Origin of the sequence: Aureimonas sp. AU4, assembly GCF_001463765.1 — a bacterium.
In the GTDB taxonomy this organism is placed as follows: Bacteria; Pseudomonadota; Alphaproteobacteria; order Rhizobiales; family Rhizobiaceae; genus Aureimonas.
The window spans coordinates 46,221-64,818 of sequence record NZ_BBWK01000042.1 but is presented as its reverse complement, the minus strand read 5'-3'; the positions used below and the strand labels follow the sequence as shown (position 1 = coordinate 64,818).

The following is an 18,598-nucleotide window of genomic DNA, read 5'->3' as shown; positions in this document are numbered from 1 at the left end:
GAGATGCCCATGCCCATCCGCCTGTCGTCCCGCGCGCTGTCCGGCCTTCTGGCCTCGGCGCTCGTCATCCTGCCGGCCGCCCCTGCGGCCTTGGCCGCCTCGCCCGCGCCCGTCGAGGCCGCCCACGGCATGGTGGTGACCGCGCAGCGCCTCGCCTCCGAGGTCGGCGTCGAGGTCCTGCGCCAGGGCGGCAACGCGGTGGATGCGGCCGTGGCGGTCGGCTACGCGCTCGCCGTCACCTATCCCACCGCCGGCAACCTCGGCGGCGGCGGCTTCATGACCGTTCGCATGGCGGACGGGCGCACGGGCTTTCTCGACTTTCGCGAGCGCGCGCCGCAGGCCGCCTCGCGCGACATGTATCTCGGCCCCGACGGCAAGCCGGTCGCGGGCCTGTCCACCGACGGGTGGCTGGCGGCCGGCGTGCCGGGCTCGGTCTCGGGCCTGGAGACGGCGCGCGAGCGCTTCGGCACGAAGGGGCGCGCCGAGCTGATCGCGCCGGCGCTGCGCCTAGCCAGGGACGGCTTCACCCTTTCGCCGGGCGATGGGGAAAGCTTCGCGGAGGCGAGCGCGGACCTCGCCAAGGACCCGGCGGCGCGGCTCATCTACGTGCGCCCCAACGGCTCTCCCCTGCAGGCGGGCGACCGACTCGTGCAGCCGGATCTGGCTGCCGTCCTCCAGGCCGTCTCGGACGGGGGCGCGAGCGCCTTCTACGAGGGCGATGCGGCACGGCGCATCGTGGAAGGGTCGCAAAAGGGCGGCGGCATCCTCGAGATGGAGGATTTCAAGCGCTACCGGACGCGCGAGCTGGAGCCCGTGCGCTGCGGCTACCGCGAGCTCGAGATCCTGTCGGCGCCCCCGCCAAGCTCGGGCGGCACGGTGATCTGCCAGATCCTGAACACGGTGGAGGCCTACCCGCTGAAGGACGCGGGCTACGGCTCCGCCCAGGGCGTCCACTGGATGACGGAGGCGATGCGCTTCGCCTTCCGCGACCGCAACCAGGAGCTCGGCGACCCCGATTTCGTCCGCAACCCGGTCGAGCGCCTGACCTCGGACGCCTACGCCGGCGCGATCCGCGCGCGCATCGACGACCGGCGGGCGGGCGTCTCCGAGGGGCTGGCGCCGGTCTCGGGCGAGAAGGCCGAGACGACGCATTATTCGATCGTCGACGCGGCCGGCAACGCGGTGGCGGTGACGACGACGCTGAACGGCTCGTTCGGCGCGCGCGTGGTGGCGCCGGGCACGGGCATCCTTCTCAACAACGAGATGGACGACTTCACCATGAAGCCGGGCGTGCCCAACCTCTACGGGCTCGTGCAGGGCGAGGCCAACGCGATCGCGCCGGGCAAGACGCCGCTCTCCTCGATGAGCCCGACGATCGTCCTCAAGGACGGCCGGCCCCTGATGGTGCTCGGCACGCCCGGCGGCTCGCGCATCATCACGGCGGTGGTGGAGACGTTCCTCAACGTCGTGGAATACGGCATGGATGTCCAGGAGGCGGTGGACGCGCCACGCATCCACCACCAGTGGCTCCCCGACCGCATCGCGCTGGAGCCTCGCGCGCTCTCGCCCGACACGCAGCGCGTGTTGCGCGAGATGGGCCACCGGGTGGAGGAGGACGCCGACTGGCCGGTCTGGGGCGAGGCGGCCGCGATCCTGGTGGGCGCGCCGCGCCTTGACGCCGAACCGGCGGGGCCCGGCGAGCGCCATCTCTTCGGCGCGATCGATTCGCGCGCACGGGCCGGCGCGGCAGTCGGCTACTGACATCCAGCTTGCGCGGCGTAAGGCGGCGATCCGGGGCTCCGGCGCCGCTTGTTCATCCTGTGACGCGAAGTTTTTTCCGCTTACCTCCAGATATGCGTTGCTGTTTGGCTGAAAACACTTAAGTCGGAAACGATCAACCGGACGAAAAGAACAAATGGAAGCTTCTCCGATGGACGCCCCGCAGGATGACGTTGCCACCCGCCGCCAGCATACGGCGGAGATCGTTGCTGCCTATGTCAGCAACAATCACGTGCCGCGCGATGAACTGGCGTCGCTGATCGGCAGTGTCTTCGAGGCCCTGAACTTCCAGGTTGCATCGCAGACCCCCGCCGCCGAAGCACCCGCGCTCGTTCCAGCCGTTCCGATCAAGAAGTCGGCGACGCCCGACTATCTGATCTGTCTCGAGGACGGAAAGAAGTTCAAGTCGCTGAAGCGTCACCTGATGACCGACTTCGGACTGACGCCGGAAGCCTATCGCCAGAAGTGGGGCCTGCCGGCCGACTACCCGATGGTCGCCACGGCCTATGCCGCCAAGCGTTCGGAGCTGGCGCGCAAGATGGGCCTGGGCCGCAAGCCCTCCGCGGCCGCGGAGGCCGCCGAGATGGTCGAGCCTGCCGAGCCCGAGGTGGCGGAGGCCGCCGAGGCCGCGCCCGAGGAGAAGGCGGCACCCAAGCGTCGCGGCGGCCGCAAGGCCAAGGCCGAGGCGGCCTGATCGATCCCGACCGTCCGGCTGACACCGGACCATCAGACAGTTTCTTTGAAGCGGCGGCCCCGGGGTCGCCGTTTCGCGTTCGCGCCTATGCGCAGGGCGCCGAACACAAGGCCGGGCGGCACCCCTCGAGGTCGCAGATGTCGGACTAGCGGCCGGCGTTGTCGTCCGGCGCGTCGTCCTTGCCGGCCTCGGCCGCGCCGTCCACGGCCGAGCGCTCGTGGCCGCCCTCCTTCACCCGCGCCCGTGCCTCGTCTACGGGAATGTCGTGCTTGGCGGCGACCTCCTCGGCCTCGAGGTCGGGCGGCGTGCGATCGGGCGTGACGGGAATGTTGGACATGGGCGCGCCTTCCATCGGCTCGTGTTTGACGAAGGATTCAACGCGCTCCCACCCGATTGGTGCCGACCACGCCAAGACGTGATCGCCCCGTGAGCGCCCGACGCGGCGGGCGGATGGGCCGGGTCCGTCAGCCCTTGCCGCGCTGGGCGAGAAGGTCGCGGATCTCGCAACGGATCGGGGGAACGGCGCTCGGCTTGCGGTCCTGCAGCGAGACGAAGCCGAAGGGCGTGCCCTTCGCGTCGCCCTTGGCGGCCGAGGGATGCGGTTCAGGCGATGTCATGGCGTGTCCTCCCGCCTCCAGGCTTGCACGGCGCGCTGTCGCGGGGCTGAGGCGCCCCCTTTATGAGGCGGCTCCCCTCAAACGCTCACGCGCCATGTCAGGCTGCGGCTCTCGCCGGGCGAAAGGTGCAGGAGCCCGGGCTTTTCGGCGAACTCGCCGTCCCAGCCGACGGGGCTCGCCATGGAGTACCAGGGCTCGATGCACAGGAACGGCGCGCCCTCGGGCTTCGACCAGAGGCCGAGATCGCGGTAGCCTTCCCAGGAGAAGGCGAGCTCGCGCAGCGGCGCGCCGTCCCGCCCGAGAGCCACGAAGCGCAGCGAGCGGCTCGCGACCTCCGGCATGACGAGCGCGTCGGCGGCAAAGAGCGGCTCCGAGAGCCTGAGGACGCGCCCCTCCTCCAGCGGCAGCGGCCGGGCCGGGCCGAGAAGGCCGCCCTCGACGCTCAGGACCTCGCCCGCCTCCTCGGCGCCGAAGACGATGGCGTGGTCCTCCTTGGCGACGCCGTCGGCGAGCGGCCAGCGGAAGGCGGGATGAGCGCCGACGCCGCAAGGAAGCACATCCTGCCCCGAGTTGAGAGCCCGGGTGGTCACGGTGAGCGTCGCGCCCTCGACCTCGTAGATCTGGTCGAGCGTGAAGCGGAACGGAAACCGAGCACGGGTCTCGTCGTCGTCGACGAGGCGCAGGGCGACGCGCGTCGGCGTCTCCTCGATGCGCTCGAAGCGCCGGTCGCGCGCGAAGCCGTGCTGCGTGAGGCGAAAGCTGCGTCCCTCGCGGCGCAGCGTGTCGCCGGCCAGCCGCCCGACGATCGGAAACAGCACCGGCGCATGGCGGGGCCAGGGCGCGCCGCCCTGCCAGAGGAGTTGCGTGCCGCCCGCATCGCGCAGGCTGACGAGTTCCGCGCCCGCCGGATCGATCTGCGCCGAGACGCCCGCCGTTCCGATCGTGAACCGTTCGCTCATGAATGCCGTCCCTTGTCTGACGCCGCGCCTCTTAAGCCATATCGCGGCGGCGCGACATGGGAGACCGCCTCGACGCCTCGCCGCACGGGAACATGCAGGCCCTGCTTACCATTCTGCCGGGGATGCCCGGGCCGCGACGGCCGGGCGACCCATGACCGGAAGGGCCCCGCGATGAGCATTTTCACCAAGATCAGGGACGCGATCTTTCACCGGGCCGAGGCCGCGCCCCAACCATCCGCGCCCGCAGCCCCGCCGGCGCCGCCGGTCCAGAATACCGCTCCGGGCGTGCCGCCCGTGACGGGCACCGCGCCTGCCGGAGCGGCCCCCGCGCCGGCAAGCCCGGCGCCCGCCGCTCCTTCCGCGAGCGGTGCCGCTCCCGCCGCCCCGACCTCCCAGGCGCCCTCCACCAGCGCCTCACCGACGCCTTCCGCGCCCGTCGACGTCGCCGCGATCATGGACAAGGCCGTGCGCGACAGCGGCCAGCACCTCGACTGGCGCCATTCGATCGTCGACACGATGAAGGCGCTCGGCCTCGACAGCAGCCTCGCGGAGCGCAAGGAACTGGCCCAGGAGCTCGGCTATACCGGCGACACGGGCGACAGCGCCGCCATGAACGTCTGGCTCCAGAAGGCGCTGATGCGCAAGCTGGCCGAGAACGGCGGCCAGGTGCCCGCCGAACTGCGGGACTGACGCGCCGCCGGACAGCGGGAAAGGGGGCCGACGCGCGCGGCCCCCTCAGGCCGCCCGCTGGCCCCTGATCTGGTCGCGGCCGCCGCGCTTGGCCTCGTAGAGCCTGGCATCCGCGCGGCGGATCGCGGCCGCCAGCGTCTCGTCGGCCCCCTCGCCGAGGCGGACGCCCAAGCCGAAGCTCGCGGTCTGGCAACCCTCCATCCCCTCGCCCGTCCAGTCGTACCCCATCATGGCCGCGCGCAGGCGCGTCGCGACCGTCGCGGCCTCGTTGAGCGAGTGGCCGGGCAGGTAGAGGACGAACTCCTCGCCGCCGACGCGCGCGGCGACGCCGCCCCTCGGCAGGACGCGCCGCACGAGGTCGGCGAAGGCCGTCAGGACATTGTCCCCGACCTCGTGGCCCCAGCTGTCATTGACGCGCTTGAAATGGTCGAGGTCGCAGCACACGACGCTGTCGGGCCGGCCGGCCCGACCCTCCCCCGCGATCGCCTCGAGCCCGCGCCGGTTGAGTAGGCCGGTCAGCGGGTCGGCCAGCGCGTCCTGCCGGTGTGCGGAGATGACGTCCGACACGACCGTTGCGAGCGCGAGGATCGCGAAGGCGAAGCCCGTCACAAGGGCGGTCACCTGCATCAGCGTGTCGTATTCGGTCGATAGGAACGTCTCGAACGTGGCGTCCCCGGCCGTGAGGGGAATGCTGGCGGTGCGCAGGAGGTTGTCGGCGACGGTCCACCAGGACAAGGCGACGAGCGCGCGGTCGAGGCCGCGTCTCGGCCAAAGGGGGATGCGCAACAGGGCGACGATCACCTGCAGGGCGCAGGTCACGTCGGAGGCGACGAGTTCGGCCCGCAGCGATCCGATCCACAGCACGGCGACCGCGGGCGCTGCGATCGAGGCGCAGAGAAGCGCGAGGCGCGCGGTCGTCCAATGGGGCAGGCCGAAGCGTGCGAGCAGCGCGCCGGCATAATGGTAGAAGGCGAGCGCGAAGGCCGTGTCGGCCACGATCGCCACGACCTGGATGGGAAGCACGGGCTCGAGCAGCGGCACGGCGAAGGCAAGGGCCGTGAGGAGATAGGCGACGCCCCACCACCCGGCCTCCGGCGCGGCGCCCGCGCGGCGCGCCAGCAGAAACAGGATGCCGAAACCCGACTGGGTCAGGGGTATGGTCCAGGCGAAGCCCTCGCCCATCGTCACCGCTCTCGCTGCGGCCGGTCGCGCTCGCCCGGCCCGGACCGCAGACTAGGACACGCGCCATTTCGAAAGCGTTGCGGCTCCTTCAGGCCGGACTGACATTCAGCCCGTTCCGGCTTGGCGGCCTGCAGGCGCTGGCTTGGCCGGGATCGGAACCGCCGAGGCGGAAAGCAGGACGACGTCCGAAAGCGCTGCCTTCGAAGCCGCAGCGTTTCGCCGCCATCCGCCCCGCTCGCCTCGACAACCCGTTGGACTACCGAACCGGGACCTCGCCCTCGTCCTGGCCGTCCCAGTAGTGGATCCGTTCGGCCTTCACCTCGATCAGGACGACGCCCGGCGTGTCGATCCCGTCCTTGAACCAATAGTCGAGATCCTTGGTCCAGTGCGCCTCGAACGCCGCCTTGTCGCGGATGAGCCTGGCGTGCCCCTCGACCGAGATGAACAGCGGCGGCTTGCGGAGAAGGCCCTTCCTGCCCTGGAAGCCGAGGCCCACCTTCGGATCGCGCTCGATGTCGCCGATCGTCCTGGCCTGCTCGTAGGAGAAGAACCAGCTCGTGCCCTCGAAGGCGACCTCGCCGTTGTTCGACATCGGGCGCGCCGCGATCTCGCCGCCCTCGGTCTTCGTCGAGAGCATGCAGAAGTCGATGTCGCCCATCGCGTCGGACAGGTCTTTCATGGTCATGTCGGCCATCGGGTCGTCTCCTTTGGGTTGCGCCACGACAACGCGCACGATGGCGCGGCGCTCCCGAAGCCCGCCGAAATCCCGGCGCTTCGCAGGTCGAGACCGCGCGCTAGTTGCGCGTGGACAGGCACGACCCTCCCGCCTGCCGCAGCCGGCGGCAGAGGCCGTCCGCCTGCGAGCGTTGGTCGAAGGCGACCCGGATGCGATAATAGGAACGCTGGCCGCGCCCCCCGAGGCGCGTGGTGAGGATGGTGGGTTGCTGATCGGCCAGAACGCGCCCGAAGCGGACCTGCAGCGCCCGGTATTGCCGAAGCGCCTGCTCCTTGTTCGGCCCAGCGATCAGTTGCACGCCCCAGGGCGCGATGACGCGCGCCAGCACCTCGCCGCCCGGCCCGGGCACGCGTGCGATGGAGGCGAGCGTCGTCAGGCAGTCGCGCGTGTCCTCTTCGCGGCCCCCCGGCGTCGGTGCGGTGCCGGGGCGCCGGTCGAGCATCCCTCCGGTGATGAAGCGGACATGGGCGATCGTCTCGTCGGGCAGGGCGTCCTCGCTGTCCAGCCACCTCGCGACGCGCCCGGGACCGGCATTGTAGGCCGCCGCCGCCAGATCGAGACTACCGAAACGGGTTCGCAGTTCGGACAGATAGGCGGCCGAGGCCGGGATCGCGGCCTCGGGGTCGAACGGATCGGCAAGGCCGCGCTCGCGAGCCGTCGACGGCATGAACTGGGCGATGCCCTGCGCGCCCACGCGGCTGCGCACCTCGGTGCGGAAGCTGCTTTCGCGCCAGATGAGGCGGGTGAGGAAGGATGAAGGCAGCGCATGCGCCGTGGCGGCACGATCGACGATGCCGCAGACGACGGACCGCGACGTTTCCTCGGCCCGAGCAGGCAAACAGGATGCCGCCGCCAGCATTAGGGCAAGCGCGACCGCCAGCCGATGGACCATCGTGCCCCTCCCCTTCTTTCCGCCTTCGAGCACGCGATCCGGTCCCGCTATGGCCATCGTCGAAGCGCCTCCTGCCCCGCCGGCGTCAGGCCGTAGACGCCGTGCGCGGTGCGTTCGAACCAGCCATAGACGTTTCGGCGCAGGATCGCCGACGCGGTCGGAACGGTGGCCTTCAGATCGCGCGGTCGCCTGGACCCGTCCACCAGCGCGCGGGCGCACAAGAGGGCCTGCTGGCGGTAGGCCGTCATGATCGGTGCCCGCGAGCCGCCACCCGCCACCGGATCGCCCTGTCGGCGTCTGTGCTCGTCGAGAAGGCGCGAGCGGCGCTTGGGATCGCGGCGTGGCGACGGTGCGACCGGGGTCAGAAGGACATGGACCCGGTCGGCGGCATCGATGCCCAGCAGGCCGAAGCCGAGGCGGCGGCACAGGTTGCGGAAACGCGCGTCGCCCTCGCGTCCCTTGCCGCGAGCCGACAGGCGCGCCGCCAGCCAGATCTCGTCGCTGGCGGCTGCCCGGTCCACGCCCTGCAGGACGAGCTCGAGGTTGAAGCTCTGCTTCAGCTCGCAGACCACGAGCACCGGCGGATCGCCCTCGCGCACGCCGAGCAGATCGCAGCCGCCGATCTCGCCCTTCACGGCAAAGCCGAGCTCTTCGAGAAAGCCTTTGACGGGCGTGTAGAGTTCGGTCTCCGGTCGGCGTGCGGATGCGGTCATGGGCTCATGGGCATGGCATGAAGGGTCGAGGCGCTGCGGCCTCGGGGCTTTCTATAACCCGCGGATCGTTCGCGTGCCGTTTCTCGTTTCGCCCTGCCGCAGGGGCCGGCTCTGCGACCGCGCCGGGACGCCGGCCGGACGACGTTTCCCGCAGCGTCCCGATGAAAAGGCGGGCAACCCGTCCGGGCCATCCACCCGCCGTTGGGGTCGGAAGCCTCCCGGACGCTTCGGAATCTTGCGGATCGGCGGTCGTTCTGTATTTGTTCCAGTCACGAGACTCAACGAAACAGGAGTGGACACCATGCTGGAACTGCGTGAACTGCGGAAGGCGCCGACCGTGGATGCCGAAGCCATCGCGATCGACGCGCTCGGCTTCGTCGCGAGCGACCAGGAGCTCCTGGAGCGGTTCCTGGACCTGACGGGCTTGCGGGCCGACGAGATTCGCGCGGCCGCCGCGCAGCCCGGCTTCCTGGTCGGTGTCCTCGACTTCGTGCTCGCCCACGAGCCGACGCTGATCGCCTTCTGCCAGAACAGTGCGACCGAGCCCGAGATCGTGCAGATCGCGCGCGACAAGCTGGACCGTCCTCCGGCCCCGTGATGGGACGTTCCAGCTGCGTGAGGCGCGGCAACCGGTATGTCGAAGCCCGTTCGGCGCCGAGTGATCGCGGCAGCCTCGCCGCTTACGCTCCATATCCGGCAGTCGCCTTGATCTTCGGAAAGTCGGCCAGACCGGCCTTATCGGTCGGGGATGGGTTTCCCGGACGCGACGAGGTCGACGAACGCCCGGAGCGGGGCGGGCATGAAGCGGCTGGAGAAGTAAAGGCGCGGTCCGGGGAACCGGATCCACCAGTCCGGCAGGACGGGCTGGAGCCTGCCCGCGTCCATCGCCGGGACGAGCCAGTTCTCGAAGGTCGCGATGATACCGTGCCCGTCGCAGGCCAGATCGATCGCCGATGCCGCGCCGTCGACGCCCACGATCAGGCGTCCCGGCGGGTCGACGACGATCGTCTCCCCCGCTTTCTCGAACTCCCATTCCACCATCGCGCCGCTCGAGAAGCGCAGGCGGATGCAGTCGTGCGCGGGCAGTTCGGCGGGATGTGAGGGTGCGCCCCGGGCAGCCAGATACGACGGGGCGGCCGCCAGCGCCAGCCGTTGGACGGGCGGCCCGATCGGGACCGCGATCATGTCCTGCGCCATGTGCTCGCCGTAGCGGATCCCGGCGTCGCAACCGGTCGCGACCACGTCGACGAGCCTGTCATCCACCACGAGCTCGACGCGGACCTGCGGATGCGCGGCGAGGAAGCGACCGACGAGGGGCGGCAGGATGTCGACCATCACCGCGCCCGTGACGTTCAGCTTCAGGAGTCCCCGCACGTCCGCCCGTGAACTCGCGGCATCCTGGAGCGCGACCCGCGTCTCGTTGAGGAGCGGGCGCACCCGCTCGGCCAGGGCGTGGCCGGCCTCTGTCGGCGAAACGCTGCGCGTCGTCCGGATCAGGAGGGGAACGCCCAGGCGCTTCTCGAGGAGGGCGATCCTCTCGCTGACCCCTGCCGGCGACAGGCCCAGCCGCCTGGCCGCGGCACGAAAGCCCCGATCGTCGCAGACCGCCACGAAGATCGAGAGGTCATCCAAGGGGAGTCGATCGGGATTGTTCGCCATGGCGATCGCCGTATTCGGGTTCCGGACGATTATCAAACCGCGGCGGACAGCGCATCTCCTTGCCATCGACGCAACAAGAGCGACAGGAGATGTCCCCCATGCTCGGCAGAACAGTCCTCATCACCGGAGCCAACAAGAGCATCGGCTTCGAGACGGCGCGGCAGCTCGGCCATGCGGGCTACCGGATCTGGCTCGGCAGCCGCGACGAGGATCGCGGCAGGCAGGCTGCGGAGAACCTGGCGTCGGAGGGCGTCGATGTTCGCGCGCTGAAGATCGACGTGACCAGCGACCGAAGCGTCCAGGCCGCCGCGGATCGCGTCCGACAAGCGGACGGTCGTCTCGACATCCTGATCAACAATGCGGGCATTCCCGGTGAGGCCTCCCCGCCGACCAAGCAATCCGTCGACGACGTCCGCGCCGTCTACGAAACCAACGTGTTCGGACCGATCCGGGTGACGCAGGCCTTCCTGCCCCTGTTGAAGGCCACCGAGGCCGCCAGCGTCGTCATGGTCAGCAGCGGGCTCGGTTCGCTCGGCTGGTTGTCGGACCCGGCCAACCAGTTCTACGGGGTGAACATCCTCGGCTACAATTCCTCGAAGACCGCCCTCAACGCCGTGACGCTCTCGCTCGCCAAGGCGCTGGGGAACGACGGCATCCCCGTCAACGCAGCCGATCCCGGCTACACGGCGACGGACTTCAACAACCATTCCGGCTATCGCACCGTGGAGCAGGCGGCGGCCGGCATCGCCTGGCTGGCGACGCTCGGGCCGTCGGGGCCCACGGGCAAGTTCTTCTTCGAAGAGACGGAGGTTCCCTGGTGAAAGACCCGATGGTTCCGCCGATCCGGGGTTGATCGGGCGAGCGTCTCGATAGGGCCTTCGTCGCCGGCCCGGACGGCGACGAAGGCCGGGTCCGGCTAGACGGCTCGTGCCGACAGGCGCGCGACGAGTTCGCGGGCGGCGAGCGCGGACGAGCCGGGGTTCTGGCCGGTGATCAGGAGGCCGTCGGTCAGAACGAACTCGCCCCAGTCGGGGCCCTTCTCGTAACGACCGCCCTTGGCGACCAGCTCGTCCTCGACAAGGAAGGGCACGATGTCGGTGAGCCCGACGGCCTCTTCCTCGCCGTTGGAAAATCCCGTGACCCGCTTGCCCTCGACGAGCGGACGTCCCGCCGGCGTCTTCACATGGCGCAGGACGCCCGGCGCATGGCACACGAGGGCGACCGGCTTGTTCGCCGCGACGAAGGCCTCGATCAGGCCGATGGAGCCCCGGTCTTCCGCGAGGTCCCAGAGCGGGCCGTGGCCGCCGGGATAGAACACGGCGTCGAAGCTATCCTGGCGCACGGTGTCCAGCTTCTGGGTCGCGGCGAGCTGGGCGGTCGCCTCGTGGTCCGCCTCGAAGCGGCGCGTGGCGTCGGTCTGGGTGTCGGGCTCGTTGCTCTTGGGGTCGAGCGGCGGCTGGCCGCCGGCCGGCGAGGCGAGGGTGATCTGCGCCCCCGCGTCCTTGAAGACGTAGTAGGGCGCGGCAAGCTCCTCGAGCCAGAACCCCGTCTTGCGACCGGTGTCGCCGAGCCGGTCGTGCGAGGTGAGAACCATCAGGATCTTCATGTCGTGTCTCCTCGAAGGGGCGTGCGGTCCGCGCCGCCGATGCCCCACACTCGCTTCCCGCCGCCCATTGCGCCAATTTATCTTTGAAATTTCAGATATTCCTGTAGCAGCATGACTGGGTGCGCTACGACCTCAACCTCCTTCCCGTCTTCGTCGCCCTCATGGAGGAGCGCAACGTCACGCGCGCGGCCGGGCGGCTCGGGATGACGCAGCCTGCGCTGTCGAACGCGTTGAACAGGCTCCGCGCCGCTATCGGCGATCCGCTGTTCGTGCGCGAACGGTACGGGATGAGGCCGACCCCGGCCGCACTGGATCTCCTGCCGGTGATCGCCTCCTCGCTCTCGGCCATCGAGGAGGCCATACGAAGCCAGCAAAACTTCGACCCGGCGACCGCGGAGCGGGTCATCACCATCGCGCCGAACAGCTACGTCGAGTTCGTCCTGATGCCGAAGCTGGTCGCAAGACTCCGCAGGGCCGCGCCGGGCATTCGGCTGCGCCTCGTCCCGTTCGGCAACGACCTCGGCGAGACCGGCGCGGTGTCGGGCGACACGGCGATGGTGCTCGGCCGGATCGTGCAGCCGCCCGACAGCCTCGTCGTCCAGCACCTGATGGACGACGGGCTGGGCTGCGTCGTGCGGGCCGACCACCCTCGCGTCGGCAGCGTGCTGACGCAGGAACTCTTCGAGAGCCTCCACCACGTCAACGTGCTGCCGCCCGGCCGGATGCGGGCGGGCCTGTTCCAGGCGCTGGAGCGCAAGGGCCTCAAGCGTGAGGTCGCGGTCTCGGTCACCCACTTCCTCGCCGTTCCCGAGATCGTCGCCGTGTCGGACTACTGCGCGACGCTGCCGCTCCTGGTCTGTCGGCATCTCCTGGCCGACCCGAGGCTGAAGGTCCTTCCCGCGCCCGTCGATCTCGGCACGTTTCCGGTCGAGCTGGGCTGGCATGTCCGCTACCGAAACGATCCGGCCCATCGATGGCTTCGCGCGACCGTCGCGGCGCTGGCCGGGGAACTGGCGGCCGCTTAGCCCGGGCTTGATGAAGCGTCCGGTTCCCGCGGACGACAGGCGGGACCTGATGCGGACGGTACGGCCGAGCGGCTGTGCGAAGGTCGCCGGCGCGCCTTCCTCGGCCCGCCAGACCGGCTCTTCGTGCCGGAAGGCAATGCCCTGGCGCCGGCGACAGCCGACTTGGCCACAGTCTCGTGTCCTGCGCGGAACCACGGCTCTTCGCGCGTTCCATTCGATACCAGTCCAGCTGTTTTCGGCCCATCGCCCTTCGGGTCCGTCGGTCGGTTTCGGACCGGGACGACGCGGAAAAGGGAGGTGGTTTGCAACGGCCGGCAAAGCGGACCGTGTGTTGCGGCGGACCTTGCGCGGGATCGAGCGGGATGGTTTGAGGCGTCTTCCTTCCCGACCGACCTGGAAATTCCGCATGATCCGCTTCGAGAACATCGGCAAGCAGAACGGCAAGCAGATCGTCTTCGTCGAGGCGTCGGCGGCCCTCCAGCGCGGCGAGAAGATCGGTCTCGTCGGACCCAACGGCGCGGGCAAGACGACGCTGTTTCGCATGATCACCGGCCAGGAACTGCCGGACGAGGGTCAGGTCTCGGTCGATCGCGGCGTGCGGATCGGCTACTTCAGCCAGGATGTCGGCGACATGGCAGGCCGCAGCGCCGTGGTCGAGGTGATGGACGGCGTCGGGCCGGTCAGTGCGTTGGCGGTCGAGATGGCGGAGCTGGAGGCGGCCATGGCCGACCCGGCCCGCGCCGACGAGATGGACGAGATCATCACCCGCTACGGCGAGGTGCAGGGCCGCTTCGACGAACTCGACGGCTATGCCCTGGACGGTCGCGCCCGCGAGGTGCTGGACGGTCTCGGCTTCAGCCAGGCGATGATGGACGGCGATGTCGGCAAGCTGTCGGGCGGCTGGAAGATGCGCGTGGCGCTCGCCAAGATCCTGCTCATGCGCCCCGACATCATGCTCCTCGACGAGCCCTCGAACCATCTCGACATCGAAAGCCTGATCTGGCTCGAAGGCTTCCTCAAGGGCTTCGACGGCGCCGTCCTCATGACATCCCACGATCGCGAGTTCATGAACCGCATCGTGACCAAGATCATCGAGATCGACGGCGGCGCGCTGACCTCCTATTCCGGCACTTACGAGTTCTATCGGCAGCAGCGCGCCGTCGCAGAGCTGCAGCAGCAGGCGCAGTTCGAACGCCAGCAGGCGATGCTGGCCAAGGAGATCGCCTTCATCGAGCGTTTCAAGGCACGCGCCAGCCATGCCGCGCAGGTACAGAGCCGCGTCAAGAAGCTCGACAAGATCGAGCGCGTCGAGCCGCCCAAGCGCCAGCAGACGGTGCGCTTCGACTTCCTGCCGGCACCGCGCTCGGGCGAGGACGTGGCCACCGTCAAGGGCGTCCACAAGCGCTACGGGACCCGCACCATCTACGATGCCCTCGACTTCCAGGTGCGCCGGCGCGAGCGCTGGTGCGTCATGGGCGTCAACGGCGCGGGCAAGTCGACGCTGCTCAAGCTGATCGCCGGCGCCTCGGAGCCCGACTCAGGCACGGTGACGCGGGGTCCGAGCGTCAAGATGGGCTATTTCGCCCAGCATTCGATGGAGGTGCTCGACGGCGAGCACACGGTGCTGCAGTCGCTGGAAAACAGCTTTCCGCTGGCGGGTCAGGCTCCCTTGCGCGCGCTCGCCGGGTGCTTCGGCTTTTCGGGGGACGAGGTCGAGAAGAAATGCCGCGTGCTTTCGGGCGGCGAGAAGGCCCGGCTGGTCATGGCGCAGATGCTGTTCGATCCGCCGAACTTCCTCGTCCTCGACGAGCCTACCAACCATCTCGACATCGCCACCAAGCAGATGCTGGTCGAGGCGCTGTCGCGCTTCGAGGGCGCCATGCTCTTCGTCAGCCATGACCGCCATTTCCTGGCGGCGCTATCCAACCGCGTTCTGGAGCTGACGCCGGAAGGCCCGCATCTCTACGGCGGCGGATACTCCGAATATGTCGAGCGTACGGGCCAGGAAGCGCCGGGACTGCGCAACTGATCCCCTCGCGGCTCCGATCGAGTCACTTTTCCCGGCGGCACACCTGTTGGTCGCAGCTGAACAGACGCCGTGGGTTCGTCGTCATGCGACCCGGTGGGTCCCCGCTCTTCAACAACGATCCGCAAGAAACTTGGACCGGTCGAGGATTGGAAGACGAAGGTTCGCCTTGGTTCAGCTCGTGACCTGAAACGTCACCATCGGCTGCCGGGCCATGGCCGGTATTCGCTCTCGCTCGCCACCCGAGGGCATTTCCCTGCAGGGCGCTCGCCATGGTTCGCTCCTACGGCACGGCTCCCCGCCCAAGGTTCCGGCACGGGCGGGGCTTCGGCTCAGCCCCATTGAGTCCATGCGTCATCACCGGGCGAACGCCGATATGCTTGACCGCGCCGGTCCGGAAGCTGCCGTCGTCTGGGTTTGCCTGGCGTGGGGACCGTCTCGCCGCGTCTTGGCCCGTTGCATCGATCGGGGCTGATGCGGCGACGGAGCGGACATGTGATCGCCTACCGAATACTGAAGGGGAAGTACTTGGCGTTGATCATGTCGTAGGTTCCGTCCGTCTTGATCTCGGCCAAGGCCTTGTTGAGGCGCAGCCGCAGGTCATCGTCCGCGGGACGCATCGCGATCCCGGCGCCTTCTCCGAAGAAGGTCGGATCCAATATGTCATCCCCCCTGAACTCGCAGCATTGCCCAGCCTTGGTGTTGGTCAGCCAATCGTAGATGGCAAGCTTGTCCTCCAGGATGACATCGACGCTGCCGTCCGCCAGTCCGGTGTAGAGGTCCGGGGATGTGGGAAACACCGTGATCGGGGTGGCAGGGCGATAATGCCTGTCGGCGAAGGCCTCCTGCGCGGTGGTGCTCGTTACCCCGAGGGTGACGCCTTTGAGCGTTTCGGAATCGATCTGAGTGAGCTTCGAGTCCTTGCGGACGACGAATACGGAGGGGCTGTTGTAGTATGTGTCGGTGAAGGCCACGGTCTGACGGCGCTCGGCGCTCATGGACATGGACGAGACGATGAGATCGTACCGTTTCCCCAGGAGGTCGGGGATCATGTCCTGCCACTTCTGAACCACGAATTCGCACGAAAGGCGCGCGGTATCGCACAGAGCGTTGGCAATATCGACGTCGAAACCTTGCAGCTTGCCTTGCGCGTCAAGGTAGTTGAACGGGGGAAACCCTCCTTCCACCGCGACCTTGACGGTCATGCCCTCATCAGCGGCCCTGACGGACTGTTGCGCCGAAAGGATCAGCGAAACGCCGGCAATCACGAGCGCCTGCGCGACGCGCGATATCTTCCTGCCAAGAAACATGTCGGCTCGCCTTTTTCGTTGAGCTTCGTCCGCTGGAAATCGATCTTCGATGGATTGCTGCAAGCTACTTTGCCCCCTCTTAATTCAGCGTGAAATTCATCCGGGTCGGCAGCGGGATCTCGCGCAAGAGACGGTTATGGATGACAACACTTCTGCAATCGTTTGGGGGGATGGTTCTCGCATCCTTGCGGAGCAAACAGTTGCGCATGATCCCGATCATCGGCCGCCTGGCCCGCAAGCGGATGCAAGCCCCCTCCGGCTGGCTTCTCTTTCTGATTGCCGCCAGTGGTGTGGGGACGTTGGGCTTGGTCGTCCTGGCAGGCCTCTGGGCAGGCACGGAAAGCGATGCTGCAGCACTTGAGCGCCAGCGGCAGCTGATGACCGAGCGCCTGCACGACCAGGTCGAGCAGGCTGCCCAGATCGTCGGACAGATCGGTGCGGGCTACATGGCCCTGACGCAGCCCGTCCGGGAGATCGAAGGTGCCTGGTCACAGGTCGGCGCGAGCCCAGCCGAGGCGGACCCGTCGCGCACCCTCACCGCAACCACCATGACGCGCGTTGCCACGGCCTTCTTCAGATACGACCAGGCCTTCATCGTCGATGGGTACGGTCAGCTTGCCATGGACGCTGACGCCGAGACGCGAAAAGGGTTCAACTGGAAGAGGTCGCTTCTGCGGCCTCTTCTGAACGATCCGCGCCTGCAACGCCCGCATCGAACGTCGGGTGGCGCAGCTTCGCCTCCCGCCGCGATCGCCGAGCTGCTACGCCTGGAAGGGCGCGCAACCATCGTCGGGGTGGCTGCGATCGGCGCGTTTGACGAGGGTGGGACAACCGGCGGAGAGCCCGTGCCGTCCCAAACGCGATACCTGATCACCATCCGCTTCCTCGACGGAACCGCGCTGGATGCCCTGAGCCGCGAACAGGGACTGAACGGAGCCCGCTACGCGCGCGCTGCCGACCCCGAGGAAAGCGAGGTCGCGTTCCAGATCGACAGCACCACCACGGGCGAGCCGATCGGCTTCATCGTGTGGACCCCCGACCTGCCGGGCTCCCGTGTCATCGGGCGCCTCGCGCCCGCTCTCTCACTCGCGGCCATCGTGATCGCCGTTCTGTTCGGCACGCTTTTGATGCGGTTGCGCGGTAGCCTGATCGAGTTGCGTTCGAGCGAGTATCAGGCCCGGCATCTGGCGCTTCACGATGTTCTGACCAAGCTTCCGAACCGTGCCCTCTTCGCCGAGCGTCTCGAGAGCTGTCTTGCGCAGGAAGCCCCGGGCGGCAAGCGCACTGCGGTCGCGCTGATCGACCTCGACCGGTTCAAGGCGGTCAACGACACGTTCGGCCACGCCGCCGGCGACGAACTGATCCGGTCGGCTGCGGACCGAATGCTCACTCTTCTGCGTCCGCAAGATACGTTGGCCCGCCTCGGTGGTGACGAGTTCGCTCTTCTTCTTCCCGACGTGGGCGACGACGACGAGGTGATCGGCACGATTTGTCGTGGTCTTATCGACGTGCTGGCTCGCCCGTTCGATCTCACGACGGCCGCAACGGTCGCTCACATCAGCGGCTCCATCGGCGTGGTGGCCGTTCCGGATGCCGGACGAAGCGCCGACGACGCCATGCGTCATGCGGATATCGCCCTGTATGAGGCGAAGGCGCGCGGTCGGGGGCGATGGATCGCGTTCGGACCATCGCTGGAAGGCGGCCGTCACGACCGGGACACCGTGAGGACCGAGCTGCGTGCGGTACTGGCCGGCTTGGACGATCCAGCCGGCCGCCTGCCCTCGATCGCCTCTTCAGGGCCTGTCGGAACGCTCGAACTTCACTTCCAGACGATACATCGGGCCAGAGACGAGTACGCAACCTCCGGTGCCGAGGCTTTGGTGCGCTGGCGCCACGGCGACCGCGGGCTTCTGTTCCCGGACAGCTTCATTCCGGTTGCCGAAGACGGTGGCCTCATCGATCAGCTCGGACTTTGGGTTCTGCGCGAGGCCTGTCGCGCGGCCGTTTGCTGGGACCCCGCAACGTTCGTGGCCGTGAACGTCTCGCCTCACCAGCTACGCCGGTCGGGTTTTGCAGACGATGTTCTGGCCATTCTTTGCGATACGGGCCTGACGCCCCCGCGTCTTGAACTGGAGTTGACGGAAGCGGCCTTCATCAATGTCGATCAGGCGGCTGAAGCCGGTTTGGCACGTCTGCGTGCCGAAGGGGTTCGGATCGCCCTCGACGACTTCGGTATGGGGTTTTCGTCGTTGAGCGACGTGATCCATCTCGGCGTGGACCGGATCAAGATCGACCGCTCCTTCGTGACGCTTCTGGGCACCAAGGCCCACGGCGCAGCGATCGTGGGAGCTCTCGTCGGTCTCGGCCGCAACCTCGGCATCGCCGTCACCGCCGAAGGCGTCGAGACGCAAGCTCAACGCGACTTTCTCGTGGCGCTTGGTTGTACCGATCTTCAGGGCTACCTGTTCTCGACCCCCGTGCCGATCGAGGAAATCCGGCTGTCGGAGGATGCGCCGGGTTGCGACAGGCTGATCGGACCTCAAATCCACATCCCGGCCGCCTAGCGCCTTCGGTCACGACAGGCAGCTTACGGCAGACCCAGCCGGGGCGGACCCCATCGGTCATGGCCGGAACAGGACGGTGGCTGCGAGGGCGATGGCGCAGAGGACGACGGTCGGGCAGCGGTCGCGGGTCATCCACCCGGAGCCGG

18 protein-coding genes are annotated in these 18,598 nt (G+C 68.5%); 8 read left to right on the top strand and 10 right to left on the bottom strand.

What is annotated here, in order from left to right:
- The first annotated feature begins 9 nt into the window (after positions 1 to 9).
- Together ggt and AUL35_RS13240 are read left to right on the top strand one after the other, a co-directional pair.
- On the top strand, positions 10 to 1,761 hold the full coding sequence (gene ggt / locus AUL35_RS13245) for a gamma-glutamyltransferase (RefSeq protein ID WP_062015519.1): 1,752 nt from the start codon (positions 10 to 12) through the stop codon (positions 1,759 to 1,761).
- A 169-nt stretch (positions 1,762 to 1,930) separates the two neighbouring features.
- Complete coding sequence (locus tag AUL35_RS13240) at positions 1,931 to 2,473, top strand: MucR family transcriptional regulator (RefSeq protein ID WP_062015517.1); 543 nt, start codon at positions 1,931 to 1,933, stop codon at positions 2,471 to 2,473.
- Positions 2,474 to 2,618: 145 nt separating this feature from the next.
- On the opposite strand, the gene AUL35_RS13235 is transcribed toward AUL35_RS13240, so the two are convergent.
- The 3 genes from AUL35_RS13235 to AUL35_RS13230 form a co-directional block, all read right to left on the bottom strand.
- Entirely contained in the window at positions 2,619 to 2,810 is a 192-nt protein-coding gene (locus AUL35_RS13235) for a hypothetical protein (protein WP_156417984.1), read from the bottom strand.
- A gap of 127 nt (positions 2,811 to 2,937) precedes the next feature.
- The gene (locus AUL35_RS22175; RefSeq protein ID WP_156417983.1) at positions 2,938 to 3,090 is read right to left on the bottom strand and encodes a hypothetical protein; all 153 of its coding nucleotides are present in this window, start codon (positions 3,088 to 3,090) and stop codon (positions 2,938 to 2,940) included.
- Positions 3,091 to 3,167: 77 nt separating this feature from the next.
- A complete protein-coding gene (locus tag AUL35_RS13230) occupies positions 3,168 to 4,049 on the bottom strand; it encodes an aldose 1-epimerase family protein (protein WP_062015513.1) in 882 nt (293 codons plus the stop codon).
- A gap of 171 nt (positions 4,050 to 4,220) precedes the next feature.
- Here AUL35_RS13230 and AUL35_RS13225 point away from each other — a divergent pair, with 171 nt between their 5' ends.
- Positions 4,221 to 4,739, top strand: coding sequence for a DUF3597 domain-containing protein (locus AUL35_RS13225; protein ID WP_062015511.1), 519 nt, complete (start codon positions 4,221 to 4,223; stop codon positions 4,737 to 4,739).
- Positions 4,740 to 4,784: 45 nt separating this feature from the next.
- Here the strand turns inward: AUL35_RS13225 and AUL35_RS13220 are convergent, their stop codons facing one another.
- The 4 genes from AUL35_RS13220 to AUL35_RS13205 all read right to left on the bottom strand — a co-directional run bounded on the left by AUL35_RS13220 (position 4,785) and on the right by AUL35_RS13205 (position 8,262).
- Complete coding sequence (locus AUL35_RS13220; RefSeq protein WP_062015509.1) at positions 4,785 to 5,921, bottom strand: diguanylate cyclase; 1,137 nt, start codon at positions 5,919 to 5,921, stop codon at positions 4,785 to 4,787.
- A gap of 256 nt (positions 5,922 to 6,177) precedes the next feature.
- Positions 6,178 to 6,615: a pyridoxamine 5'-phosphate oxidase family protein gene (locus AUL35_RS13215; protein WP_062015507.1), complete on the bottom strand. Its 438-nt coding sequence runs from the start codon at positions 6,613 to 6,615 to the stop codon at positions 6,178 to 6,180.
- Between the two features lie 100 nt (positions 6,616 to 6,715).
- Complete coding sequence (locus AUL35_RS13210; protein ID WP_192847094.1) at positions 6,716 to 7,549, bottom strand: lytic transglycosylase domain-containing protein; 834 nt, start codon at positions 7,547 to 7,549, stop codon at positions 6,716 to 6,718.
- A 47-nt stretch (positions 7,550 to 7,596) separates the two neighbouring features.
- On the bottom strand, positions 7,597 to 8,262 hold the full coding sequence (locus AUL35_RS13205; protein ID WP_062015503.1) for a DUF2161 domain-containing phosphodiesterase: 666 nt from the start codon (positions 8,260 to 8,262) through the stop codon (positions 7,597 to 7,599).
- Positions 8,263 to 8,563: 301 nt separating this feature from the next.
- On the opposite strand from AUL35_RS13205, the gene AUL35_RS13200 reads away from it, so the two are divergent.
- On the top strand, positions 8,564 to 8,860 hold the full coding sequence (locus AUL35_RS13200; RefSeq protein WP_062015546.1) for a DUF3572 domain-containing protein: 297 nt from the start codon (positions 8,564 to 8,566) through the stop codon (positions 8,858 to 8,860).
- Positions 8,861 to 8,997: 137 nt separating this feature from the next.
- Here AUL35_RS13200 and AUL35_RS13195 read toward each other — a convergent pair whose 3' ends face one another.
- Positions 8,998 to 9,894 (bottom strand): LysR family transcriptional regulator, encoded by an 897-nt coding sequence (locus tag AUL35_RS13195; RefSeq protein ID WP_306304374.1) that lies wholly within the window; start codon positions 9,892 to 9,894, stop codon positions 8,998 to 9,000.
- Between the two features lie 125 nt (positions 9,895 to 10,019).
- On the opposite strand from AUL35_RS13195, the gene AUL35_RS13190 reads away from it, so the two are divergent.
- Positions 10,020 to 10,742 carry an SDR family oxidoreductase gene (locus AUL35_RS13190; RefSeq protein WP_062015499.1) on the top strand — a complete coding sequence of 241 codons (723 nt, stop codon included), beginning with the start codon at positions 10,020 to 10,022 and terminating at the stop codon, positions 10,740 to 10,742.
- A 95-nt stretch (positions 10,743 to 10,837) separates the two neighbouring features.
- Here the strand turns inward: AUL35_RS13190 and AUL35_RS13185 are convergent, their stop codons facing one another.
- Positions 10,838 to 11,527 carry a type 1 glutamine amidotransferase domain-containing protein gene (locus AUL35_RS13185; protein WP_062015497.1) on the bottom strand — a complete coding sequence of 230 codons (690 nt, stop codon included), beginning with the start codon at positions 11,525 to 11,527 and terminating at the stop codon, positions 10,838 to 10,840.
- Positions 11,528 to 11,646: 119 nt separating this feature from the next.
- On the opposite strand from AUL35_RS13185, the gene AUL35_RS13180 reads away from it, so the two are divergent.
- Both AUL35_RS13180 and abc-f read left to right on the top strand, forming a co-directional pair.
- On the top strand, positions 11,647 to 12,552 hold the full coding sequence (locus AUL35_RS13180) for a LysR family transcriptional regulator (RefSeq protein ID WP_062015495.1): 906 nt from the start codon (positions 11,647 to 11,649) through the stop codon (positions 12,550 to 12,552).
- A gap of 406 nt (positions 12,553 to 12,958) precedes the next feature.
- Positions 12,959 to 14,581, top strand: coding sequence for a ribosomal protection-like ABC-F family protein (gene abc-f, locus AUL35_RS13175; protein ID WP_062015493.1), 1,623 nt, complete (start codon positions 12,959 to 12,961; stop codon positions 14,579 to 14,581).
- A 500-nt stretch (positions 14,582 to 15,081) separates the two neighbouring features.
- Here abc-f and AUL35_RS13170 read toward each other — a convergent pair whose 3' ends face one another.
- On the bottom strand, positions 15,082 to 15,888 hold the full coding sequence (locus AUL35_RS13170) for a transporter substrate-binding domain-containing protein (protein ID WP_062015491.1): 807 nt from the start codon (positions 15,886 to 15,888) through the stop codon (positions 15,082 to 15,084).
- 206 nt (positions 15,889 to 16,094) lie between these two features.
- On the opposite strand from AUL35_RS13170, the gene AUL35_RS13165 reads away from it, so the two are divergent.
- Positions 16,095 to 18,452, top strand: coding sequence for a bifunctional diguanylate cyclase/phosphodiesterase (locus AUL35_RS13165; RefSeq protein WP_062015489.1), 2,358 nt, complete (start codon positions 16,095 to 16,097; stop codon positions 18,450 to 18,452).
- Positions 18,453 to 18,598 lie beyond the last annotated feature (146 nt).